Annotated in this window: 15 protein-coding genes, 3 tRNA genes and 3 rRNA genes; 4 read left to right on the forward strand and 17 right to left on the reverse strand. The window is 65.1% G+C overall.

Annotated elements, in window-relative coordinates; genetic code table 11:
- Positions 1 to 7: 7 nt before the first annotated feature.
- From V5740_RS08435 to V5740_RS08450, 4 genes are all read right to left on the reverse strand, one after another.
- Positions 8 to 1,057 (reverse strand): phosphoesterase, encoded by a 1,050-nt coding sequence (locus V5740_RS08435; RefSeq protein WP_347302051.1) that lies wholly within the window; start codon positions 1,055 to 1,057, stop codon positions 8 to 10.
- The gene (locus V5740_RS08440; protein ID WP_347302052.1) at positions 1,054 to 2,385 is read right to left on the reverse strand and encodes an AarF/ABC1/UbiB kinase family protein; all 1,332 of its coding nucleotides are present in this window, start codon (positions 2,383 to 2,385) and stop codon (positions 1,054 to 1,056) included. The genes V5740_RS08435 and V5740_RS08440 overlap by 4 nt, the downstream gene beginning before the upstream one ends.
- Positions 2,386 to 2,459: 74 nt before the next feature.
- A complete protein-coding gene (locus V5740_RS08445) occupies positions 2,460 to 4,559 on the reverse strand; it encodes an AsmA family protein (RefSeq protein ID WP_347302053.1) in 2,100 nt (699 codons plus the stop codon).
- A 19-nt stretch (positions 4,560 to 4,578) separates the two neighbouring features.
- Positions 4,579 to 5,223 (reverse strand): glutathione S-transferase, encoded by a 645-nt coding sequence (locus tag V5740_RS08450; RefSeq protein ID WP_347302054.1) that lies wholly within the window; start codon positions 5,221 to 5,223, stop codon positions 4,579 to 4,581.
- Positions 5,224 to 5,339: 116 nt separating this feature from the next.
- Here V5740_RS08450 and V5740_RS08455 point away from each other — a divergent pair, with 116 nt between their 5' ends.
- Together V5740_RS08455 and V5740_RS08460 are read left to right on the forward strand one after the other, a co-directional pair.
- Complete coding sequence (locus V5740_RS08455) at positions 5,340 to 6,563, forward strand: threonine synthase (RefSeq protein ID WP_347302055.1); 1,224 nt, start codon at positions 5,340 to 5,342, stop codon at positions 6,561 to 6,563.
- 130 nt (positions 6,564 to 6,693) lie between these two features.
- Positions 6,694 to 7,842, forward strand: a complete 1,149-nt coding sequence (locus V5740_RS08460) for a mandelate racemase/muconate lactonizing enzyme family protein (protein ID WP_347304482.1) — start codon at positions 6,694 to 6,696, stop codon at positions 7,840 to 7,842.
- 20 nt (positions 7,843 to 7,862) lie between these two features.
- Here V5740_RS08460 and V5740_RS08465 read toward each other — a convergent pair whose 3' ends face one another.
- The 10 genes from V5740_RS08465 to V5740_RS08510 form a co-directional block, all read right to left on the reverse strand.
- Positions 7,863 to 8,015 carry a hypothetical protein gene (locus V5740_RS08465; RefSeq protein ID WP_347302056.1) on the reverse strand — a complete coding sequence of 51 codons (153 nt, stop codon included), beginning with the start codon at positions 8,013 to 8,015 and terminating at the stop codon, positions 7,863 to 7,865.
- Positions 7,999 to 8,175 carry a hypothetical protein gene (locus V5740_RS08470; RefSeq protein WP_347302057.1) on the reverse strand — a complete coding sequence of 59 codons (177 nt, stop codon included), beginning with the start codon at positions 8,173 to 8,175 and terminating at the stop codon, positions 7,999 to 8,001. The genes V5740_RS08465 and V5740_RS08470 overlap by 17 nt, the downstream gene beginning before the upstream one ends.
- Before the next feature lie 130 nt (positions 8,176 to 8,305).
- A complete protein-coding gene (locus tag V5740_RS08475; RefSeq protein ID WP_347302058.1) occupies positions 8,306 to 9,169 on the reverse strand; it encodes an SMP-30/gluconolactonase/LRE family protein in 864 nt (287 codons plus the stop codon).
- Positions 9,170 to 9,414: 245 nt separating this feature from the next.
- A tRNA-Met gene (locus V5740_RS08480) sits at positions 9,415 to 9,491 on the reverse strand.
- Between the two features lie 134 nt (positions 9,492 to 9,625).
- Positions 9,626 to 9,740, reverse strand: a 5S ribosomal RNA gene (rrf, locus tag V5740_RS08485).
- Between the two features lie 123 nt (positions 9,741 to 9,863).
- Positions 9,864 to 12,658 (reverse strand): 23S ribosomal RNA (locus V5740_RS08490).
- Between the two features lie 249 nt (positions 12,659 to 12,907).
- Positions 12,908 to 12,983: transfer RNA gene (locus V5740_RS08495), tRNA-Ala, on the reverse strand.
- 11 nt (positions 12,984 to 12,994) lie between these two features.
- Positions 12,995 to 13,071: transfer RNA gene (locus V5740_RS08500), tRNA-Ile, on the reverse strand.
- A gap of 195 nt (positions 13,072 to 13,266) precedes the next feature.
- A 16S ribosomal RNA gene (locus tag V5740_RS08505) occupies positions 13,267 to 14,753 on the reverse strand.
- The 16S, 23S and 5S rRNA genes sit together here with 3 tRNA genes alongside, the layout of an rRNA operon.
- 495 nt (positions 14,754 to 15,248) lie before the next feature.
- The gene (locus tag V5740_RS08510) at positions 15,249 to 17,042 is read right to left on the reverse strand and encodes a DEAD/DEAH box helicase (RefSeq protein ID WP_347302059.1); all 1,794 of its coding nucleotides are present in this window, start codon (positions 17,040 to 17,042) and stop codon (positions 15,249 to 15,251) included.
- Between the two features lie 261 nt (positions 17,043 to 17,303).
- On the opposite strand from V5740_RS08510, the gene rimO reads away from it, so the two are divergent.
- Entirely contained in the window at positions 17,304 to 18,695 is a 1,392-nt protein-coding gene (rimO, locus tag V5740_RS08515; RefSeq protein ID WP_347302060.1) for a 30S ribosomal protein S12 methylthiotransferase RimO, read from the forward strand.
- A gap of 58 nt (positions 18,696 to 18,753) precedes the next feature.
- A complete protein-coding gene (locus V5740_RS08520; RefSeq protein ID WP_347302061.1) occupies positions 18,754 to 19,845 on the forward strand; it encodes a serine hydrolase in 1,092 nt (363 codons plus the stop codon).
- Here V5740_RS08520 and V5740_RS08525 read toward each other — a convergent pair.
- From V5740_RS08525 to V5740_RS08535, 3 genes are read right to left on the reverse strand one after another with little or no spacing between them, the layout of a single operon-like run.
- Positions 19,826 to 20,155 carry a hypothetical protein gene (locus tag V5740_RS08525; protein ID WP_347302062.1) on the reverse strand — a complete coding sequence of 110 codons (330 nt, stop codon included), beginning with the start codon at positions 20,153 to 20,155 and terminating at the stop codon, positions 19,826 to 19,828. The two genes, V5740_RS08520 and V5740_RS08525, sit on opposite strands and share 20 nt — an antisense overlap.
- Positions 20,155 to 21,156: a quinolinate synthase NadA gene (gene nadA, locus V5740_RS08530; protein ID WP_347302063.1), complete on the reverse strand. Its 1,002-nt coding sequence runs from the start codon at positions 21,154 to 21,156 to the stop codon at positions 20,155 to 20,157. The genes V5740_RS08525 and nadA overlap by 1 nt, the downstream gene beginning before the upstream one ends.
- Before the next feature lie 49 nt (positions 21,157 to 21,205).
- The gene (locus tag V5740_RS08535) at positions 21,206 to 22,003 is read right to left on the reverse strand and encodes a hypothetical protein (protein ID WP_347302064.1); all 798 of its coding nucleotides are present in this window, start codon (positions 22,001 to 22,003) and stop codon (positions 21,206 to 21,208) included.
- Positions 22,004 to 22,019: the final 16 nt, after the last annotated feature.

Consider the following 22,019-nt stretch of genomic DNA (forward strand, 5'->3'; position numbering starts at 1 on the left):
TGGCGGATCAGAAGCCGAGCCCGGCGATGAAGCGCTGCCACACGGGCAGCGGCAGCGCGCCGCCGGTCGCCTGCGCATGGCCGTTGCCGTACCGTCCATCGGCCTCGTCCGGCCGGTGCTGCGCCAGGAAGGCGAGCAGGTCGCGGCCGCTGGCGGTGCGCGCGGCGAAGTGGACCCACCCCTCGCGGTAGCCGGTATTGGCGGCGATCACGACCTTGTCCCTCAACCGCCCGCGCCATTGCTGCGCGATCAGCGGGTGGATCTGGCAGGGCGAGTGGAAGGCGATCAGCGCGACGTCGCCGACCACCCGTGGAGGCACCCGGCGCGCATCCTCAACCGCGCTGCGCACTTCCGCCTTCGCGGCGCGCAGGGCGGCGGCATCCGCGCCCTCCCCCTTGGTGATCGCCTTCGGACCATCCCCCGCCAATAGCAGGCGCAGCGCGGGACCGGCATCGGCTGCCGCTGTACGCCGCGGCGCGTTCACCAGCGAGGTCGCATCGCGCAGGGCGGTCTTGCCCCAGCGCGCCTGCGCAGTGGCCAGTTCGGGGAAGCCCGCCTCCTCCGCCATGTCTCCCACCAGCCCCAGGGCGGCGAGCCACAGCAGGTTCTGCTGATCGCCGAGCGCACCCGCCGCCCACCACGCGATCAGCGCACTGGTCGGTTCGGGGTCGAGGCCATGGCCGCTGAGGGTGATGGCATCGGGCGGGGTGCCGGTGGGCCGATGGTGGTCGATCACCAGCGTCGGCACGCCCGCCAGCACCGGGTCGCTACGGGTGCCGAGATCGGCCACCACCAGCCCGCCGGCCCCCAGCGCCTGCAAGCGCGCGGCGAAGGCCGGGTCCCACGGCGTCTCCGCCTTGCCGACGATCACCGGCTCTGCCGAACGGCCGCTCGCACGCAAGGCCCGCACCAGGATCGCCGCGGCGGAGAGGCCATCCGCATCGAAGTGGGAGGCGACGGCGACCGGTAGGGCGGTATCGGCCTGCTGCAGGAAGCGCACCATGCCCTCAGCCGCAAGCGCGCGCGGATCGCCTGTGTGCAGGTCGCCCACCATCATGCGATCGCCTCCGCCGCCAGGCCGCGGATATCGACCCGCGCCTTCAGCCGGGCGGCCAGCAGCGCGGTGCCGCTGACCTTGCGCTGCACGAACAGGGTTTCGACGTGCGGGACGTGCCAGGTCGATCGGTCGGCGATCATCGCCTTCGCCTCTTCCCGCACCACGGGTACGAAGGCGCGGTCGCCGAAGTCGAACGGGCCGGGCCGGTTCAGCGCCGCATCGATCGCCGCGATGATCCGGTCCACCGCCGGCCGATGCGCCGCAGCCGCCTCCGCACCCAGGAAGCCGGTCTCCACCGCGACCTCCCGGATGGCATTCAGTTCGCGCGCCAGACCTGTCTCGATCAGGCGGCGGTAGGCCGCCACCGTGGGCGGATCGACCGGACGGGTGGCGCCGAAATCCAGCAGCACCAGCCGCCCACTATCCGCCTGCCAGCGATAATTGGCGAAGTTCGGATCGGTCTGCATCACGCCGAACTCGAACAATTCCCGCAGGACCAGCGTGACGAGCGCGGTCATGGCGCGGTCACGCGTCGCCTGGTCAGCCTCCGCCAGGGTTTCGATCGGTCGCCCTTCGAGGAAGCTCATAGCGAGGACGCGGCCGGTGGTGAACTCCTCGACCAGATCAGGCACCGCATACCGGTCATCTCCCGTCAGCCGCCGGCCATATTGCCGCATCTGCTCCCCCTCGCGTCGGTAATCGGCCTCGTCGGTCAGCTGGCGCTTGGCCTCTGCCAGAAGGGGCGCGAGATCGACGTTCGGTGGCAGCAGCCGCGACATGCGGAGCAAGGTGGCGACATTGTCGACATCCGCGCCGATACTGTCGGCGACGCCGGGATACTGGACCTTGATCGCCAGCATGCGTCCGTCGGGCAGCGTGGCGCGGTGCACCTGGCCGATGGAGGCGGCCGCGATCGGCGTGGCATCGAACTGGAGGAAGCGGCGCCGCCAGTCGGCGCCCCATTCCGCCTTCAGCACGGCATTCAGTTGCTGCGGCGGCATGCGATAGGCCTGATCCCGCATGCGTGACAGGATGGTCGCCAGTTCCGGGGGCAACAGGTCGCCCGCATCCATGGAGATCATCTGCCCCAGCTTCAGCGCCGCGCCGCGCATGTGCGACAGTCGATCGGCGATGTTCGCCGCATTGCCGGGCGTGAGGACAAGCTCGCCAAGGCGGGGGCGCTGCCCGGTGGCGATCTGCCGCCCGCCTTCGGCGATGACGCTGGTCGTCAGGCTTCCGGCAAGGCGGCCAAACGCGCCGAGCCGGGCAAGGCGGCCGGTCGGGACCGGGCGGAAGCGATCGGGCGGCGTGGACGGATCGTTAGCCATGAGCGGACATGCGAAGCATGGTGCGGGTAACGTCCGGGCCGTCCTGCGGGTCCGCGAGCGCGCGTCTGCCGGGCCTAGAAGATCCCCAGGAATTTCTTGCGCGGCCTGTCTTCGCGCTCCGCATCTTCATCTGCACCGACATCTTCGCGCCGCTTGCCCTCGCTTGTGCGCTGTTCGCTGGCGGTGGCACCGGCCAGCACAGGGCCGCAGGCGGCGGATTGGGCATCGCCGATGTCGACAAACGCCAGCAGCGCGGCGGGCGGCGCGGCCAGCACCGCCAGGCCGAGGCCAGCCCCGGCGCGGGCCAGCAGGTCCGGGCTGACTGCCGCCAGTGCAGGGTCGGAGAAGGTGCCGCCGATGCCCACCGGCGACTGGCCGGAGAACAGGCTGAACTTCTTGGCATCGGCGCGGAATGCCAGATCGACCCGCTCCGTAACGAAGCTGAAGCCGCCGCGCCCGGTGATGACGTTCTTGCGCGTGTCGATCAGGATCGGATCGGCCGCCGCCACACCCCGGCGCACGGTGAAGGCCACCAGCCCGCAATTGATGTTCACCGGCTCCTTCAATCGTTCCTCGAACATCTTCTGGACGAAGGTACCCAGATCCAGCTCCGACAATTGGACATTGCGAGTGGTCAGGGTGCCCTGCGGAATGACGAAGGCGATGCGCCCGCGCGAAGTCGCCAGGGAATCGTGCAGCGTGTCGCCGTCGCCTTCCAGTCGCAGCCGCCCGCTGACCGTGCCGCTGGTCCCCGCATCCGCGACGCCCCAACCGGCCAGCAGCCGCGCCATCGGCGTGGAGCCAAGCCGGAAATCGTAGGTCACGCGCGCCGGCCGGCGACGCCAGTCGAAGCGTACGTCCGACCGGACCGTGCCCCGCGCCATCGTGAAGTTGAGCGGCGAGAGCGACAGCAGCCCATCGTCCAGCGCCACGGTGACCGCCGCATCGGTGATCGGCACATTGTCCGATTGGAGGCGCGCGACGCGATAACGCACGTCGGCATCGAAGGCCCGCAGCCCTTCTGCGCGCAGATTGGCGTCGGGCAGCAGGCGGGCGGGTCCGGCACCGGTAGCCCGCGCCGCCGCGGTGACGCCGCGTTCCGCCACCACATCCGGGTTGTAGCCGATGAACGGCGCCACATCGACGATGTCGAGCACACGGGTCGCAAGGTCCGCCTCGACATGGACCCGCTCGGCCCCATTATCGACGGTGAAGGCGCCGGCGATGTCGCTGTCGCCGAACCGGCCCTTCAGGTCGCCGAAGCGGAAGCGCGCATCACGCTTCACCAGCGTGCTGGTCAGCCGGTAGGCGCGCGTCTGCGGCACCACGATGCCCAGAATGTCCAGCAGCTCCGCCACGTTGCGTCCCTCTGCCGCCACCTGCAACGGCACACCCTCGATCTCCGCCAGGCTGGGCAGCGTGCCGGTCATGCGGATGCGATTGTTGGCCGCGACGGCATTCAGTTCCAGCCGGTTGCGGCCCCGCGCCACCGTCTCGTTCGGAGACAGCAGGGCGCCCGTCAGCGTGAACGGCGTGCCACGGATGCGCCCGTCCCCGGTGAAGCGCACCGCCTCCCCGATGCGCGCATCGCGCGAGGTGATGGAGGAGAAATCGAGATCGGCCAGTAGAGCGAGGCGCGGATCGCGGTAGCGCAGCGCCGTGGATACCAGCCGGGCGCGGCCGATCACCGGCAGCTCGAATGGTTCGCCTCCGCCTTGCGCGCCGAAGGTCCAGCTATTCGCTGTGTGCGCCTCGTTCCATTCGAGGTCGAGCGAGGCGTCCGTCAGGTCCAGCCAGCGCAGCCGCCAGCGTCCCACGATGAGCGGCAGCGGGGCAATGCGGGTATCGATCCGCTGCGCGGCGAACAGGTGATCCCGCGTCGTCCAGGCAGGATTGGCGACCGTCAGCCCCTCGGCCAGCAGCTTGATATCGAACGGCGCGAAATAAAGCTGGAAGTCGCCACGCACGCGCACCGGCCGCTCGACCAGGCCGCTGACGATCCGTTCGAACGGCCGCTTCAGGAAGCGCCCCTTCGTGACGAACAGCACCAGCCAGATGGCTGCGATCGCGACAAGGATGGCGATCGCCCCGTTGCGCGCCCAGCGCAGCGCGCGTGTCCGGCGGGCCGGCGGGGTGCCGTCTGCCGCAGACTGGGTTTCGTCGCCCTGGTCCATGCGCGCCGCCGGCTCCGCCTCAGGCCGCGGCCATCGGCGTCATGTCCTGCCGCGCCAGCGCGGTGCGGACACCCTGGTCCGCCTCCATCCGGTCGCGATGGGCGGCGAGCGCGGGATAGTCCGCCAGCGACAGCGGCGTCTGGTCCAGCCAGCGGACCAGCACATACAGGAACGCATCGGCAAAGCTGCGCTCCCCCAGATACCAGTCCCCGCCGGAGGAGGAGAGCGTGTCCTCCAGCATCTGGTAGTGACCGCGCAGCTTGTCATAAGTCGCCTGCTTCACCTCCGCCTGCGCGGCATCGCTGCGGGCGAACTTGTCCGCCGCGAAGTGCGGGCCGTAGGTGCCGTGCACCTCAGTCGTCATGAACGACAGCGCCTCCGCCTCCCGCCGGCCCAGCTTCGTGTCGCGGGCGTAGCCGGGTCCGCCATGTTCCGCCCCCAGCCAGGCGAGGATTGCGGACAGTTCGGTCAGGACGTCGCCATCGGGAAAGCTGACGGCGGGCACCTTCCCCTTCGGATTGATCGCCAGGTATGCGGGCTGCTTGTGTTCGCCATACGCCATGTTGCCGACCGTGACCGGCGCATCGATCCAGGCGACCGCGATGTTGGCGGCCAGCGAACAGGTGCCGGGCATTACGTGCAGGACCGGGCGATCATCAGGCATCTACGTTCTCCTCGTGCGGGACATACGCACGGGAACAGCCATGGCTCCACGACGAACCGCCACGCTCCGTCGCGCGTGCGATATCCTTGTGCCCGACTTGGCCTATAGGCGGGATCATGAATCACAATCTCGTCACCGATCGCCCCACCTTCGTGACCCATCTCGAATGCTCGCTGACGGGCGAGCGGTACGAGGCCGACATGCTGCACGGCCTGTCGCGCGCCGGGCGCCCGCTGCTCGTCCGCTACGATCTTGGGGCGGTAAAGGCCGGCCTGTCGCGGGACGAGCTGGCGGCGCGCGACACGGATATGTGGCGCTGGCGCGAATTGCTGCCGGTGCGCGGGACGCAGAACATCGTCTCGCTGGGGGAGATCGAGACACCGCTGATCCCGATCCCCGCCAGCGGCGGCGCCAACGTGCTGGTCAAGGATGAAGGGCGCCTGCCCACCGGCAGCTTCAAGGCCCGCGGGCTGGTCATGGCGGTCGCCATGGCGAAGGAGCTGGGCGTTAAGCGCATCGCGATGCCCACCAACGGCAATGCCGGCGCGGCCCTCGCCGCCTATGCCAGCCGCTGCGGGATCGAGACGATCGTGTTCTGTCCCGAGGACACGCCGGAGGTGAATGTGCGCGAGATCGCCATGCAGGGCGCGCGCGTCTGGCGGGTGAACGGCCTGATCGACGATTGCGGCGCGATCGTCGGCAAGGGCGCGGCGGAAGGGCGGTGGTTCGACTTCTCCACCCTGAAGGAGCCGTACCGGATCGAAGGCAAGAAGACGATGGGCCTGGAACTGGCCGCGCAGCTCGGCTGGCGGCTGCCCGACGCGATCTTCTACCCCACGGGCGGCGGTACGGGGCTCATCGGCATGTGGAAGGCGTTCGACGAGCTGGAACAGCTTGGCTGGATCGGGTCCGAACGGCCGCGCATGTATGCCGTGCAGGCAGCGGGCTGCGCGCCGATCGTGCGGGCGTTCGATGCGGGCCAGGAACATGCGGAGCGGTGGGAGGACGCACACACCGTCGCCGCCGGCATCCGCGTCCCGCGCGCGGTGGGCGACTTCCTGATCCTGCGTGCCGTGCGGGAAAGCGGCGGCAAGGCGCTGGCGGTGGGCGATCCCGCCATCATGCAGGCGGTCGAGGATTGCGCCCGGCGGGACGGCCTGCTGATCTGCCCCGAAGGCGGTGCCACGCTCGCCGCCTACCGTGAAGCGTTGCGGACGGGCGAGGTGGACGAAAGCGAGCAGGTGGTGCTGTTCAATTGCGCGACCGGCCTCAAATACCCGATGCCTCCGGCGCCCGACACGCTGGACCGCCATGGGGAGATAGACTTCGACGCGCTGTAGCCGTCGCACGCCCGGACCAGGCGTCCGGCGATGCTATCTCGCGATCGATCCATGCCGCCACCGCGCTTGACCGACCCTGCCCGCGGGGCTGAAGCATAGGGCCAGTTGCAGCGGAGGATGCCTGGTGACGATGACCCAAGACGCGATCGCGGAGGTGCGCCTGTCGCTCGCCTTCCTGCCGCTGGCGACCCCGATCAGCGATGCCAAGGTGTTTACCGGTCGCCAGCGTCCGTTGACTCAGGTGGCGATGCTGTTCGCCGAGATCCGCAGCCGTGACGGCCATGAGGGGGTCGGCTTCAGCTATTCCAAGCGGGCCGGCGGCCCCGGCATGTATGCCCATGCGCGCGAAGTCGCCGCCGATCTGCTGGGCGAGGACCCGAACGACATCAGTCGCCTGTGGACGCGGCTGGTCTGGGCGGGCGCCTCGGTCGGGCGTTCCGGCCTGTCGGTGCAGGCGATCGCCGCGTTCGACAATGCGCTGTGGGACATGAAGGCCAGGCGCGCCGGCCTGCCCCTCGCCCGCCTGCTGGGTGCGCATCGCGACGGTGTCCCGTGCTACAACACCTCCGGCGGGTTTCTGTCGAGCCCGATCGAGGAGGTGCTCGACAATGTCGAGGCGTCGATCGCCAGCGGGATCGGCGGGATCAAGATCAAGGTCGGCCACCCGGACGCTTCGGTCGATCTCGCCCGGCTGGAGGCGGTCGCCCGCAGGATCGACGGCCGGGTGGCGCTGATGGTGGATGCCAACCAGCAATGGGACCGGGCAAGTGCGCTGCGCATGTGCCGGGCGATGGAGCAATACAGTCTTGTCTGGATCGAGGAGCCGCTGGACGCCTACGACGTGGAAGGTCACGCGGCGCTGGCGCGGGCCATCGACACGCCGATCGCCTCGGGCGAGATGCTGGTGAGCGCGGCGGAACACTTCGCCATGATCCGGTCGGATGCGGTCGATTTCATCCAGCCCGATGCCGCGCGGGTGGGCGGCATCACGCAGTTCCAGCGGGTGACGGCGATGGCGCAGGAGGCGCATCTGGCCCTCGCCCCGCATTTCGCGATGGAATTGCACGTCCACCTCTCGGCAGCCTATCCGCATACAGCCTGGGTCGAGCATTTCGATTGGCTGGACCCGCTGTTTGCCGAACGGCAGGAGATCCGCGACGGGAAGATGATGATCCCCGACCGGCCAGGCCTCGGCATCACGCTCAGCGATCAGGCCCGTGCCTGGACGGTGCAGAGCTGCCGCGTCGATCGCGCAGGCATCGCGGATGGGACCGGCTGACCGGCCCGCGAAACCGGCGGTCAGACCTGCAAGTCGCCGTAGCGGGACAAATCGGGCTCCGCACCAGGGCGGGAGAACAGCTTCGTGGCGATGTCGCGCAGAGCGGGCCGGCTTGCGATCGCCAGCGCTCCATGGAGAAGCTGGATGCCGAAGCGGCTATGCGGGTTCATCATGCGCGGACAGCAACATGACCGGGCCGATCAGGGCGAGGGACATCCCGTGCGGCCGCAATGCCGCATCGACCAGGCGATTGAACACGCGGGCAGCGTGGTTCGCCAGATACCCCGGCGCGACCGCCGCCTCCGGGTGGATGAGTTCGTCCGGTGCTGCCATTGGGATCACCTGACGCATTCGGCGCCTACTTGCCAGCCTTGTGGCGCGGCTCACCCAGGTGTCGAGATCTGTCTGAGGCAAAGCCTCTCGACAAGGGCCAAGGTCCGCAGGGCCTGTGCGGCCCTTCCCGCTACTCCACCTCGATGTCGAACAGCGTCAGGGACGACGCGACGATCTGCGGCACCAGCAATCGCCTGCGACTGCTGTCATAGCCGATCGCCGCCGGGATTGGAACGCCGCCCGCCACCTCGCGCGGCTCTCCCTCCGGCGGCACGTGATAGACGTTGTGCCCGTCTTGGCTGGCGACCAGCAGACCGCCATTCGCCAGTGGCACGATCCCGTCTATCCGACCGGTCGGCAGGGTTTGCTCCCGCAGGATTGCTCCCGTTGCCGCGTCACGGAAGGTCAGCACGTTGGACAGCAAGCCCCCATGGACCACCTGTCCGGCGGCGTTGACCGCGATGCCGTTGGCGCGGTGCAGACTGGCGGAACGCTCCGCGAAGACCTCAACGGTTCCGTCCGGCTGGATGCGATAGAGGGCGCCATGGTCATCCGCCGTTCCGGAATCTGTGACGTAGGTGACACCCGCCTCGGTAACGAACAGGTCGTTGAGGCGCACGGCGTCCGGGATATCGATCGAGCGCAACGGCGCGCCCGTTTGCCGATCGAAGACGCGGATCGCCTTCTGATCCGCCACATGAACCTCATCCCCTGCGATGAACAGGCCGAGCGGCTCCTGCAGGCGCACGCCATTGATGCCACCCGCAATCCACTTCAGCGCCAATACCTCACCTTCCGGCGAGACAAGCGAGATGAAGCCATCGTCCTGCGCACCGCGGGGCCCCAAATTGCTGACGATGTAGCGGTCATCGGCTGGGTCGAATCGCGCAGCCTCCGAGTTCTCGAAACCCACCCCGGCGATCACCTCCTGGGCGGTGGCCGGCATGGGACCGGCCATGACCGCCAGCAGGACGAGGCGCACGAGATTGCTCATCGAGTTCTCCCTAAAACCGACTGATTCTCAGGCAGGTACCCGATTGATGCTGGCGTCGCGAGCACCTTCGGGAAGCTCGCCAGCGTGCGATGCACGGGTTCGCCAGCGAAGAGACGACGCCCCAAGGCGCGTTTAGCGAAGGCGTTATGTAGCAATAGCCTGCGGGCCTTTGCTACGGACAGTGCACCTCGTGACGCGGAGCGTGGGCGAGCTGGTCTTGTTGATTTGTTGTAGAGGGGAAGGTTTGGTTGCGGGGGTTGGATTTGAACCAACGACCTTCAGGTTATGAGCCTGACGAGCTACCGGGCTGCTCCACCCCGCGTCACCTGTGTGTGCGTCTGTGTGTGAGACGCGAACAGGGCCATGTTGCTCTTTGTGGGAGCCTGGCCCTGTTGAGCCGACCTTGTGGGTCGGTGTCATTGTGATGGGTTTTTGTTTTCTTGCGCCGGCTGCAATGCCTGGCGGCGTCCTACTCTTCCAACGCTTGAGCGGTAGTACCATCGGCGCTGCCAGGTTTCACGGCCGAGTTCGAGATGGGATCGGGTGGGTCACAGGCGCTATGGCCACCAAGCAATGAAGCTGGCGCAAGAGGTTTTAATCAATGCTTGTCTGGTGAGGTTCTGACCGCCGGTCACCGTGGCTGCCGGCCCCTTTGCAAGGGATCAGGCAGGCCTGTCGGTGATGGTGTGAGATTCTCAAGAGTGAACAGAGAGATTAGGACCGGTTAGCTCCATGCGTTACCGCACTTCCACACCCGGCCTATCAACGTGATGGTCTATCACGACTCGATGATTGCTTATCTTGAGGGAGGCTTCCCGCTTAGATGCTTTCAGCGGTTATCCCGTCCGTACATAGCTACCCTGCTGCACCGCTGGCGCGATGACAGGTACACCAGAGGTACGTTCACCCCGGTCCTCTCGTACTAGGGGCAACTCCTCTCAACAATCGACGCCCACGGCAGATAGGGACCAAACTGTCTCGCGACGTTCTGAACCCAGCTCACGTACCACTTTAATTGGCGAACAGCCAAACCCTTGGGACCTGCTCCAGCCCCAGGATGTGATGAGCCGACATCGAGGTGCCAAACGATTCCGTCGATATGAGCTCTTGGGAATCATCAGCCTGTTATCCCCGGCGTACCTTTTATCCGTTGAGCGATGGCCCTTCCACGCAGGACCACCGGATCACTATGACCGACTTTCGTCTCTGCTCGACCTGTCGGTCTCGCAGTCAGGCAGGCTTATGCCATTGCACTCTTGCAGCCGGTTTCCAACCGGCCTGAGCCTACCATCGCGCGCCTCCGTTACTCTTTAGGAGGCGACCGCCCCAGTCAAACTACCCGCCACAGAGGGTCCCTACACCGGCTAACGGTGCGAGGTTAGATATCAGAAAACAGCAGGGTGGTATTTCACCTATGGCTCCACGACAGCTGGCGCCGTCGCTTCAAAGCCTCCCACCTATGCTACACAACTCTTTCCTAATACCACTCTGAAGCTGCAGTAAAGGTGCACGGGGTCTTTCCGTCTAACCGCGGGTATCCCGCATCTTCACGGGAAATTCAATTTCGCTGAGCATATCCTGGAGACAGTGGGGAAGTCGTTACGCCATTCGTGCAGGTCGGAACTTACCCGACAAGGAATTTCGCTACCTTAGGACCGTTATAGTTACGGCCGCCGTTTACCGGGGCTTCAATTCGGAGCTTGCACTCCTCCTCTTAACCTTCCGGCACCGGGCAGGCGTCACACCCTATACGTCGTCTTGAAGCCGACTTAGCAGAGTGCTGTGTTTTTGCTAAACAGTCGCTACCCCCTGGCCTGTGCCCCCTGCCAGTGCTTGCGCATAGACAGGGCCTCCTTCTTCCGAAGGTACGGAGGCAATTTGCCGAGTTCCTTCAGGATACTTCTCTCAAGCGCCTTGGTATGCTCTACCTGACCACCTGTGTCGGTTTCGGGTACGGTCTATACGGTGGGGCTATTTCCTGGAACCGCTTGGCTGCCCATTCAATCCGATAAGGATGAACAACTTCCACGATCCGTCACACACCACCAGGCCCACGAATATTAACGTGGTTCCCATCGACTACCCCCTTCGGGCTCGTCTTAGGGGCCGGCTCACCCTGCGCCGATTAGCGTTGCGCAGGAACCCTTGGTCTTTCGGCGAGAGGGCATCTCACCCTCTTTGTCGCTACTCATGTCAGCATTCGCACTTCCGATACGTCCACGGTCGGTTACCCTCCCGCTTCACTCGCCTACGGAACGCTCCGCTACCGCTTGGACCTAAGTCCAAACCCTAAGCTTCGGTGCATGGCTTGAGCCCCGTTACATCTTCGCCGCAGGAACCCTTGATTAGACCAGTGAGCTGTTACGCTTTCTTTAAAGGATGGCTGCTTCTAAGCCAACCTCCTGGTTGTTTTGGGATTCCCACATGCTTTCCCACTTAGCCATGACTTGGGGACCTTAGCTGTAGGTTAGGGCTGTTTCCCTTTTGACGACGGACCTTAGCACCCGCCGTCTGTCTGCCGGACAAGACTCGATGGTATTCGGAGTTTGGTTAGGTTTGGTAGATCTCGCGACCCCCTAGCCCATCCAGTGCTCTACCCCCATCGGCATACATCCGACGCTCTACCTCAATAGATTTCGCGGAGAACCAGCTATTTCCCGGCTTGATTGGCCTTTCACCCCTAAACACAGCTCATCCGAGAATTTTTCAACATTCACCGGTTCGGTCCTCCAGTGCGTGTTACCGCACCTTCAACCTGGCCATGCCTAGATCGCCGGGGTTCGGGTCTAATGCATCATACTATGGTCGCCCTGTTCAGACTCGCTTTCGCTGCGCCTACACCTATCGGCTTAAGCTTGCATGATACACTAAGTCACTGACCCATTATGCAAGAGGTACGCTGTCACTCCTCAAGGGAGCTCCAACTGATTGTAAGCATCCGGTTTCAGGTACTGTTTCACTCCCCTCATCGGGGTGCTTTTCACCTTTCCCTCACGGTACTGTGTTCGCTATCGGTCATGTACGAGTATTTAGGCTTGGAGGGTGGTCCCCCCATGTTCAGACAGGATTACACGTGTCCCGCCCTACTCAAGTCCTCATCCATCACTTTCGCATACGGGGCTGTCACCCGCTATGGCCGCTCTTTCCAAAGCGTTCTGCTAGTTGAAGATGAGGCACTGGCCTGGTCCGCGTTCGCTCGCCACTACTAACGGAATCTCGGTTGATGTCTTTTCCTCCAGGTACTGAGATGTTTCAGTTCCCCGGGTTCGCTTCACCAAGCCTATTTTATTCAGCTCGATGATACCTTTTCCACCTCTCTCACACCGTGATTGCTCACGATACGAGGGAAATGGTGAAGGTGGGTTTCCCCATTCGGAAATCGCCGGATCAAAGCCTGCTCACAGCTCCCCGACGCTTATCGCAGCGTGCCACGTCCTTCTTCGCCTGTACATGCCAAGGCATCCACCAGATGCTCTTACCTCACGCTTGAGAATCCACACCATCAACGACAGGCCTGCATAACAGCACAGTCGCCAAACGATGGCGCGGTCAAAATCTCAGCCAGATTTCTTGTGCCGCACCAATCACCACAACCTCATCAGTTGCAGCAATCCATGCGCCACGGCATCGATTAAAAACCCATTCACAATGTCAAAGACGCGATTTTGCTGAAGGCAAAACGCGACAACCAGCCACAACGGGCCGGATACGTTTTCCTATCCACACTGAAGACATGCCTGGTGGAGCCTATCGGGATCGAACCGATGACCCCCTGCTTGCAAAGCAGGTGCTCTCCCAGCTGAGCTAAGGCCCCAAACAAGACAATGGTGGGCCTGAGTGGATTCGAACCACTGACCTCACCCTTATCAGGGGTGCGCTCTAACCAACTGAGCTACAGGCCCACACACATGCCCGAACCAGCCAAATGGCCGCAGGCGGCGTGAGCCAGCTCAGGCGTACCATGACGGATCTCCCGCCAAGGTATCTTCAGTGATGAAAGGACATGAGGACGACGGCAATGTTCTTTGGAACGGACGAAGCTCTTCCAGATGGCAACGGTTTCCCGTCACACCCGGCGCTTTCGGCCAAATCCTTAGAAAGGAGGTGATCCAGCCGCAGGTTCCCCTACGGCTACCTTGTTACGACTTCACCCCAGTCGCTGATCCCACCGTGGTTGGCTGCCTCCCTTGCGGGTTAGCGCACCACCTTCGGGTAGAACCAACTCCCATGGCGTGACGGGCGGTGTGTACAAGGCCTGGGAACGTATTCACCGCGGCATGCTGATCCGCGATTACTAGCGATTCCGCCTTCATGCCCTCGAGTTGCAGAGGACAATCCGAACTGAGACATCTTTTGGAGATTAGCGCACCCTTGCGAGTTAGCTGCCCACTGTAGATGCCATTGTAGCACGTGTGTAGCCCAGCCTGTAAGGGCCATGAGGACTTGACGTCATCCCCACCTTCCTCCGGCTTATCACCGGCGGTTTCCTTAGAGTTCCCAACTTAATGATGGCAACTAAGGACGAGGGTTGCGCTCGTTGCGGGACTTAACCCAACATCTCACGACACGAGCTGACGACAGCCATGCAGCACCTGTCACTCGGTCCCAAAAGGGAAGAAAACCGTCTCCGGTAGTCGTCCGAGGATGTCAAAGGCTGGTAAGGTTCTGCGCGTTGCTTCGAATTAAACCACATGCTCCACCGCTTGTGCAGGCCCCCGTCAATTCCTTTGAGTTTTAATCTTGCGACCGTACTCCCCAGGCGGATAACTTAATGCGTTAGCTGCGCCACCCAAACACCATGTGCCCGGACAGCTAGTTATCATCGTTTACGGCGTGGACTACCAGGGTATCTAATCCTGTTTGCTCCCCACGCTTTCGAACCTCAGCGTCAATACCTGTCCAGTCAGTCGCCTTCGCCACTGGTGTTCTTCCGAATATCTACGAATTTCACCTCTACACTCGGAATTCCACTGACCTCTCCAGGATTCAAGCCAGGTAGTTTCAAAGGCAGTTCCAGTGTTGAGCACTGGGATTTCACCCCTGACTTACCAAGCCGCCTACGTTCGCTTTACGCCCAGTATTTCCGAACAACGCTAGCCCCCTCCGTATTACCGCGGCTGCTGGCACGGAGTTAGCCGGGGCTTATTCTCCCGGTACTGTCATTATCATCCCGGGTAAAAGAGCTTTACAACCCTAAGGCCTTCATCACTCACGCGGCATTGCTGGATCAGGCTTGCGCCCATTGTCCAATATTCCCCACTGCTGCCTCCCGTAGGAGTCTGGGCCGTGTCTCAGTCCCAGTGTGGCTGATCATCCTCTAAGACCAGCTATGGATCGTCGCCTTGGTGAGCCTTTACCTCACCAACTAGCTAATCCAACGCGGGCCCATCCAAAGGCGATAAATCTTTGGTCCGAAGACATTATCCGGTATTAGCACCCCTTTCGAGGAGTTATTCCGAACCTAAGGGCAGGTTCCCACGCGTTACGCACCCGTGCGCCACTATCCCCGAAGGGATCGTTCGACTTGCATGTGTTAGGCATGCCGCCAGCGTTCGTTCTGAGCCAGGATCAAACTCTCAAGTTTGTGTCACATACCAAACCAGCACGACCTCGCGATCGCCAACCAGTCTAGCACGCGCTTCAAGGAGCCGTTACCTGCACTGTCAAACGTAATGGATACGAATGAACATGCTTAACATCCCAGCGCCCGTGGTGAGCACCGAAACGCGGCAACGACCTGGTTACTGCCAACCGGAGCCTTAAAACCCCCGGCAGCAGGCGCCGTCGCCCACATGTCCCTTCATCAAAATCAACAATGTCAAAGAACCGCCGAAAACCTTACGGCGGACAACCTTCCCTCCCGATCTTCACCGGGCTGCAGGTTGTCCGTCCAAGTTGGCGACCGAGTGAAGCGCGCCGGTCAAAACCGCTGCGCCCCGTCGGTGAAACGGCATATATGGGAGGGTTCCGGACCCGTCAACAGCCGTTGGATATTTTCTTGCGCGAGGTGCTGAAAACCCCAGAAATCCGCCATTCTCAGCACCTTCATTGACCTCCTCTACCGTCTTTCGGGCCCGAATCAGCCCCGTTGTGGCCGCCCTTTGCCGCCGAATCCCTTGCTGCGGGGTCCATTTCCCTCGCCCTTGCGGCCGAAGCGGGCGCCGCCGCCATTGTGTGGGCCCTTGAACGGCGGCCGATCGCCGCCCGGCGCCTTGCCCCGGTGGAACGGCTTGCCCGGCTGCCGCCGCGGCGCACCGCCGAGTTCGCCCGGTCCTTCAGGTGCAGCCTCGATCCGCACGCCGCCATCGTCGCCCTCGCCCTGCCCCGCGGTCCGCTCAATTGCATTGGCGAAGCGATCGGCGATGGCGGTCGGCACCTGGAAGAAGGATTCGCGCTGACCGATGCGGATCGCGCCGATCTCCCCGCGCGCCACATGGCCGCGGCGGCACAGCAGCGGCAGCAGCCAGCGCGGATCGGCGTTCTGCCGCCGGCCGACATCGATGCGGAACCAGACCACGTCCTCGAACCCTGCCCGCGGTGTCCGCTCCCGGGCCTCGCGCGGCAGATCGGGGGTCAGTTCCTCAGGCTCGGGCATGCTCGCCCGATGTGCACGCACCAGCGCCGCGGCAATGTCGTCGGGGTTCAGCCGCTCCTGCAGGAGTACCGCCAGCGCGCGATCCTCCTCATCTGCGGCCACCGGCTTCGTCAGGCGCTCGATCAGGCGATCGCGGTCTTGCGCGCGGATCTCTGCCGGGCCGGGCGCCGGACGCCATTCGGCCTGCACGCCGGCCGTGCGCAACAGCATCTCCACCCGACGACGCCGGGGATAGGGAACCACCAGCACCGCGGTGCCCTTGCGCCCTGCACGGCCCGTCCGTCCGGAACGGTGTTGCAGCGTCTCCGCATCGCGGGGCACCTCCACATGCACCACCAGGCTGAGGCCAGGCAGATCGATGCCGCGCGCCGCCACGTCCGTCGCCACGCATACCCGCGCGCGGCCATCGCGGAGCGCCTGCAGCGCCTGGTTGCGTTCGCTTTGCGAATGCTCGCCCGACAGCGCAACGACGGCAAATCCACGCTCCTGCAACGTGGCGTGCATCCGGCGTACATTGTCGCGTGTGGCGCAGAACAGGATGGCCGTCTCCGCCTCATGGAAGCGCAGCAGGTTCACCACCGCGTTCTCGATCTCCGCCGGAGCGACCGGCACCGCCTGGTAGGCGATGTCGCCATGGCCGCGCTCCTCCCCGATGGTAGAGATGGCCAGCGCATCGCGCTGGTACTGCCCGGCCAATGCAACGATCGGGCGCGGCATGGTGGCGGAGAACAGCAGCGTGCGCCGGTCGGCCGGCGTCGCGTCGAGGATCTCCTCCAGATCCTCCCGGAAGCCCATGTCGAGCATCTCGTCCGCCTCGTCCAGCACGGCGACCTTCAGCGCTGAAAGGTCCAGCGCGCCGCGCTCCAGATGGTCGCGCAGGCGGCCGGGCGTACCGACCACGATCGACACGCCCTGCTGCAGGGTACGGCGCTCCACCTGAGGGTTCATGCCGCCCACGCAGGTGGCGATCCGGGCGCCGGCCTGGGCGTACAGCCATTCAAGCTCGCGGCTGACCTGCAAGGCCAGCTCGCGCGTCGGCGCGATGATCAGCGCCAGCGGGCCCGCGCCGAAACGCACGCGGCCCACCCCGTCCAGCAGCTCGCCCGCCATCGCCAGGCCGAAGGCGACGGTCTTGCCCGACCCGGTACGGGCGGAAACGATGAGGTCGCGGCCGACTGCCTCATCCTGCAGCACGGCGGCCTGGACTTCGGTGGGTTCGCTGTAGCCTTGCGCGGCAAGGGCGGCGCCGATGGTCGGCGGAAGATCGTTGAAGGTCATGATTGTCCGTATGTAAGGGGCGGCGCCTGTCGCCGCACATGCCCGCCACAAGGCAACCAAACGCATCGCTCTGCGCGCAGATACCGGAATAAAAGGCAGGAAGGCGCCGCCCATAGCCGATCCGGCCCTAAAAGGCGAGTGGCGGATCAGACATGCGCCGGCCGCGCCCTTGCCTTTGGCGCCAGTGCCACCATCTGCCGGTCACCGGCGCGCGGGCCCACTGGCCTCGCCGCCCCTTTGCGTGTAAGGGCGCCCGCCATCATGGCAACGCGAATTAGTGACGCTCCGCGCGTCGGCATGGTCAGCCTGGGCTGCCCCAAGGCGCTGGTCGATTCCGAACGCATCCTGACCCGGCTCCGCGCCGATGGCTATCGCATGTCCGCCGACTATGCCGGCGCGGACGTCGTGGTGGTCAACACCTGCGGCTTCCTCGATTCCGCGAAGGAGGAATCGCTGGAGGCCATTGGCGAGGCCATGGCCGAGAACGGCCGCGTCATCGTGACCGGCTGCATGGGGGACGAGGCCGCGCTGATCCGCGCCCGCTTCCCCGAAGTGCTGGCCGTCACCGGCGCGCACCAGTACGAACAGGTGGTGGACGCCGTGCACGACGCGGCGCCGCCGTCGCAAGGGCCCTTCATCGACCTGATCCCGCAGATGCTGGACGACGAAGGCGGCGTGAAGCTGACCCCGCGCCACTACAGCTATCTCAAGATCTCCGAAGGCTGCAATCATTCCTGCTCCTTCTGCATCATCCCGCAACTTCGCGGGAAGCTCGCCAGCCGTCGGATCGATGCCGTGCTGCGCGAGGCGGAGAAGCTGGTCGCCGCCGGTACGCGCGAATTGCTGGTGATCAGCCAGGATACCTCCGCCTATGGCGTGGACATCCGCCACCAGGAACAGAGCTGGAAAGGCCGGCAGGTGCGCGCGCACATGACCGACCTTGCGCGGGAGCTGGGCCAGCTGCGCACGCCCGAGGGGACAGTGCCGTGGACGCGGCTGCACTACGTCTATCCCTACCCGCACGTCGATCAGGTCATCCCCTTGATGGCCGAAGGGCTGCTGACGCCATATCTCGACATCCCGTTCCAGCACGCCAGCCCTTCGGTCCTGCGCGCGATGCGCCGCCCGGCGAACGAGGCCAAGGTGCTGGACCGCATCCGCAACTGGCGCGAGATCTGCCCAGACCTGGCGATCCGCTCATCCTTCGTGGTGGGCTTCCCGGGAGAGACGGAGCAGGATTTCCAGTACCTGCTCGACTGGCTGGAAGAGGCGCAGCTCGACCGCGTAGGCGGCTTCCGGTTTGAGCCGGTGGAGGGCGCCACCGCCAATGCCCTGCCCGGCGCCGTGCCGGAAGAGGTTAAGGAGGAACGCTTCCAGCGCCTGATGGAGGCGACCAGCCGCATCAGCGCGGCGCGCCTCGCCGCCAAGGTCGGCCGCATCATTCCCGTCATCGTGGACGAGGTTGGTGAGCCGGACGAGGAGGATGGCAGCATCGGTGCCACCGCCCGCAGCCAGGCCGACGCGCCGGAGATCGACGGCCAGGCGCTGCTGCGCGACGTGCCGGCCGACCTGCAACCCGGTGCGATCATCGACGTGCTGGTGGAGGAATCCGACGCGCACGACCTGTTCGCCGTTCCGGTGACGCGGGACTGAGCCGAAGTGATGCGGGCGCGGCTTGCTTCCGCGCCCCGCACTGCCCAACTCGGACGGCATGCGTCGCCTTGCCCTGCCGCTCGCCTGCCTTGCCACATTGCTCACCGCCTGCGGTGCCGCATCCCCGGCACAGGAGATGCAGGCACAGCAAGCCGGCGCCGCTGGCCTTGATGAAGCCGCCATGGCGCGGACGCTGGCGCGGGCGGAGGAGCTGGGCCCGCTCAACAGCCTGGTGATCCTGCGCGGCGGTGAGACCCTGCTCGCCCGCCCCTTCCATGACGGGCCGCCGGTCAGCCGCCCGGTCAACATCAAGTCCGCCTCCAAATCTGTCATGTCCGCCATGATCGGCATCGCGATCGACAAGGGCGTGTTCACCGGAGTCGAGCAGCCGGTGCTGTCCGTCTTGCGCGATCAGGCGCCACCCACGCCCGATCCGTTACTGGAACGGCTGCATATCGGCCACCTGCTGTCCATGCAGGCCGGCCTCGCGCGGACTAGCGGCGACAATTACGGGCGCTGGGTGTCGAGCCCGAACTGGGTCCGCTATGCGCTGGCGCAGGACTTTGTCGCCCGCCCCGGCACCGACTGGCTTTATTCGACCGGCAACACGCATCTGCTGTCGGCGATGCTGACGCGGGCGAGTGGCCGCTCCACCTACGATCTGGCGCAGGAATGGCTGGCCGGGCCGCTGAACATCCGCATCCCGCAATGGCCCCGCGATCCGCAGGGCATCTATTTCGGCGGTAACGACATGCTGATGAGCCCGCTGGACCTCGCCGCCTTTGGGGAGATGTACCGGAACGGAGGCGTGGTGGACGGGCAGCAGATCGTCCCGCGCGACTGGATCGAGGCAAGCTGGTCGCCGTTCAGCACCAGCCCCTATGGCGGCGATTATGGCCTCGGCTGGTTCGTCAGCGGCGTCGGCCGCCACCCGCTCTATTATGCCTGGGGCTATGGCGGGCAGATGCTGTTCATCCTGCCCGATTTGCAACTGACGGTGGTGATGACCAGCGACACCGACGTGGAGCGCGGCAGCGCGCACCTCGCCGATTTGCGCGATCTGCTGGCGAACCACATCGTGCCGGCGGCGGAAGCCGGCGGCACCTGGCGCGGGCCGGGCTCGGCGGGGATCAGCGCTTCTTCTTCGTGAGCGTGGCGGTGAAGTCGGGGTCCTTGTTCGCCACCCAGTCGACGAATTTGCGCACAGCCGGGTCCGCCAGCAGGCCGCTTGCATCCATGCCGTGACGCTGCAGCTCCGAATTGGTGAAGGTCGTGATCAGCATCTGCTGGCAGATCGGGTGCATCGGCACCGTGTCTCGCCCACCCCGGCTCTTGGGGATGGGATGATGCCACACGATCGTCTCGCCCGTCGGTCGGCTGCACAGCCAGCACGGCACCGGCGGCGGAGCTTCCTCCGCCTGCGGCTCGTCCTCCCAGTCGTAGCGGCGCTTGCGGGCCATCAGGGAAGCGGCACGCCGACACGGCCCAGGTCACCCAGGCCGATCGTCCCGCTCGCCATGTCGAGCATCCGGTCGAGGCTGCGCTTCGCCTGCACCCGCAGGTCTTCCCTGATCTCGACGCGCGGCGTCAGGTCGCGCAGGCAGAGATACAGCTTCTCCAGATTGTTCAGCGCCATGTACGGGCAGATGTTGCAGTTGCAGTTGCCGTCCGCCCCTGGCGCACCGATGAAGGTCTTCTCCGGCAGCGCCTTTTCCATCTGGTGGATGATGTGCGGCTCGGTCGCCACGATCAGCGTGTCGCCGGCGAAGGTCTTGGCATATTGCAGGATTGCACTGGTCGAACCCACGATGTCGGCATGATCGACGATGTGCGGCGGGCATTCCGGATGCGCGGCGACCGGCGCGTTCGGGTGCTGCTCCTTCAGCTTCAGCAGCTCCCGCTCGCTGAAGGCCTCGTGCACGATGCACACGCCCGGCCACAGCAGCATCTCGCGCCCGAACTTGCGGTTGAGATAACCGCCCAGATGCCGGTCCGGGCCGAAGATCACCGGCTGATCCTTCGGGATCTGGCTCAGGATCGTCTCCGCGCTGCTGGAGGTGACGATGATGTCGCTCAGCGCCTTCACCTCCGTCGAGCAGTTGATGTAGGTCAGCGCGATGTGGTCGGGATGCTGCGCCCGGAACGCCGCGAACTTCTCCGGCGGGCAGGAATCCTCCAGGCTGCACCCGGCTTCCAGGTCGGGCAGGACCACGATCTTCTCGGGCGAGAGGATCTTCGCAGTCTCCGCCATGAACTTGACCCCGCAGAACGCGATCACCTCCGCATCGGTGTCCGCTGCCTTGCGGCTCAGCTCCAGCGAATCGCCGACGAAATCGGCCAGGTCCTGCAATTCCGGCTTCTGATAATAATGCGCCAGGATCACCGCGTTGCGCTCCTTGCGCAGGCGATCGATCTCGGCGCGCAGGTCGGTGCCGGTGGGCATGGGGGTGATGACGCTCATGCCCGGCAGATAGGATGCCGGGACACCGGCGGCAATGCATCGTGATCGGTCACGGCGGCGGCGGTGGCGGACCGTAGGCATGCGGATCGAGCATCGCCCCCGGCGTGCCCGCAACCGCCCATTCGTAGACGGCTGCGACAGGCGCGCTCTGGGCCAGTGCCATGTTCACCAGTTCCATGCCCGCGATCGCCGCCATGCCGACCAGCCACGCGGGATGGATGCCGCCCCGCTTCAGCAGGTCACGCCCGGCGCCCACCAGCGGGAACACCAGCGTGCCGGCGACGATTGCCGTGGCGAAATACGGGATGGGGACACCGGCGATAAGCAACGGCATCGGCAGCATGCGGCCGATCGACGGCCCCATGATCGCCGCCATGCCGCACACGATCAGCCGCGGATGCCACAGCCGGTCACGCCGGTGGACGAAGCCCGCGATGACGAGCCCGGCAAACACCACCACGCTCAACGGGTTCAGCAGCAGGAACTGCGCGGGCGTGAAGAAGAACGGCACGAAGCCGCGCTGCACGCTCCACATGGTCGTCAACGTACCGACCACGATCATCGCCGCCACCCAGCCAAGCGCCAGCCAGCCGAGCGGCCGATGCAGCGCCACCCGGCCGCTCGCCGCCAGCCAGGCCTGCGTCACGAACAGCACGACCCAGCCGAAGAACAGCAGCGCATGGACATGCACCCACAGCGGCGCACCGAAGGAAGAGATGCCCATCGCCGCGAACAGGGAGAAACCGGCGACGTTGAACGCGGCCATGGCGACCGCCATGACCAGGAAGAAATAGGTGTCGGTCGCCCAGGCGGGGCGCCGCAGCGCGGACGGGGCAAGGGTGGCCATCGCGAAACCTCACAAA

Origin of the sequence: Croceibacterium sp. TMG7-5b_MA50 (assembly GCF_039830145.1) — a bacterium.
In the GTDB taxonomy this organism is placed as follows: Bacteria; Pseudomonadota; Alphaproteobacteria; order Sphingomonadales; family Sphingomonadaceae; genus Croceibacterium.

Excerpts from the sequence above, each read along its gene's own strand:
- V5740_RS08525 (WP_347302062.1), bottom strand. The coding sequence starts at position 20,155 with ATGGCCCGCAAGCGCCGCTACGACTGGGAGGACGAGCCGCAGGCGGAG.
- V5740_RS08465 (WP_347302056.1), bottom strand. The coding sequence starts at position 8,015 with ATGATGAACCCGCATAGCCGCTTCGGCATCCAGCTTCTCCATGGAGCG.
- V5740_RS08535 (WP_347302064.1), bottom strand. The coding sequence starts at position 22,003 with ATGGCCACCCTTGCCCCGTCCGCGCTGCGGCGCCCCGCCTGGGCGACC.
- V5740_RS08510 (WP_347302059.1), bottom strand. The coding sequence starts at position 17,042 with ATGACCTTCAACGATCTTCCGCCGACCATCGGCGCCGCCCTTGCCGCG.
- V5740_RS08455 (WP_347302055.1), top strand. The coding sequence starts at position 5,340 with ATGAATCACAATCTCGTCACCGATCGCCCCACCTTCGTGACCCATCTC.
- V5740_RS08450 (WP_347302054.1), bottom strand. The coding sequence starts at position 5,223 with ATGCCTGATGATCGCCCGGTCCTGCACGTAATGCCCGGCACCTGTTCG.
- V5740_RS08460 (WP_347304482.1), top strand. The coding sequence starts at position 6,694 with ATGACCCAAGACGCGATCGCGGAGGTGCGCCTGTCGCTCGCCTTCCTG.
- V5740_RS08435 (WP_347302051.1), bottom strand. The coding sequence starts at position 1,057 with ATGATGGTGGGCGACCTGCACACAGGCGATCCGCGCGCGCTTGCGGCT.
- nadA (WP_347302063.1), bottom strand. The coding sequence starts at position 21,156 with ATGAGCGTCATCACCCCCATGCCCACCGGCACCGACCTGCGCGCCGAG.
- V5740_RS08445 (WP_347302053.1), bottom strand. The coding sequence starts at position 4,559 with ATGGACCAGGGCGACGAAACCCAGTCTGCGGCAGACGGCACCCCGCCG.
- V5740_RS08475 (WP_347302058.1), bottom strand. The coding sequence starts at position 9,169 with ATGAGCAATCTCGTGCGCCTCGTCCTGCTGGCGGTCATGGCCGGTCCC.
- rimO (WP_347302060.1), top strand. The coding sequence starts at position 17,304 with ATGGCAACGCGAATTAGTGACGCTCCGCGCGTCGGCATGGTCAGCCTG.
- V5740_RS08470 (WP_347302057.1), bottom strand. The coding sequence starts at position 8,175 with ATGGCAGCACCGGACGAACTCATCCACCCGGAGGCGGCGGTCGCGCCG.
- V5740_RS08520 (WP_347302061.1), top strand. The coding sequence starts at position 18,754 with ATGCGTCGCCTTGCCCTGCCGCTCGCCTGCCTTGCCACATTGCTCACC.
- V5740_RS08440 (WP_347302052.1), bottom strand. The coding sequence starts at position 2,385 with ATGGCTAACGATCCGTCCACGCCGCCCGATCGCTTCCGCCCGGTCCCG.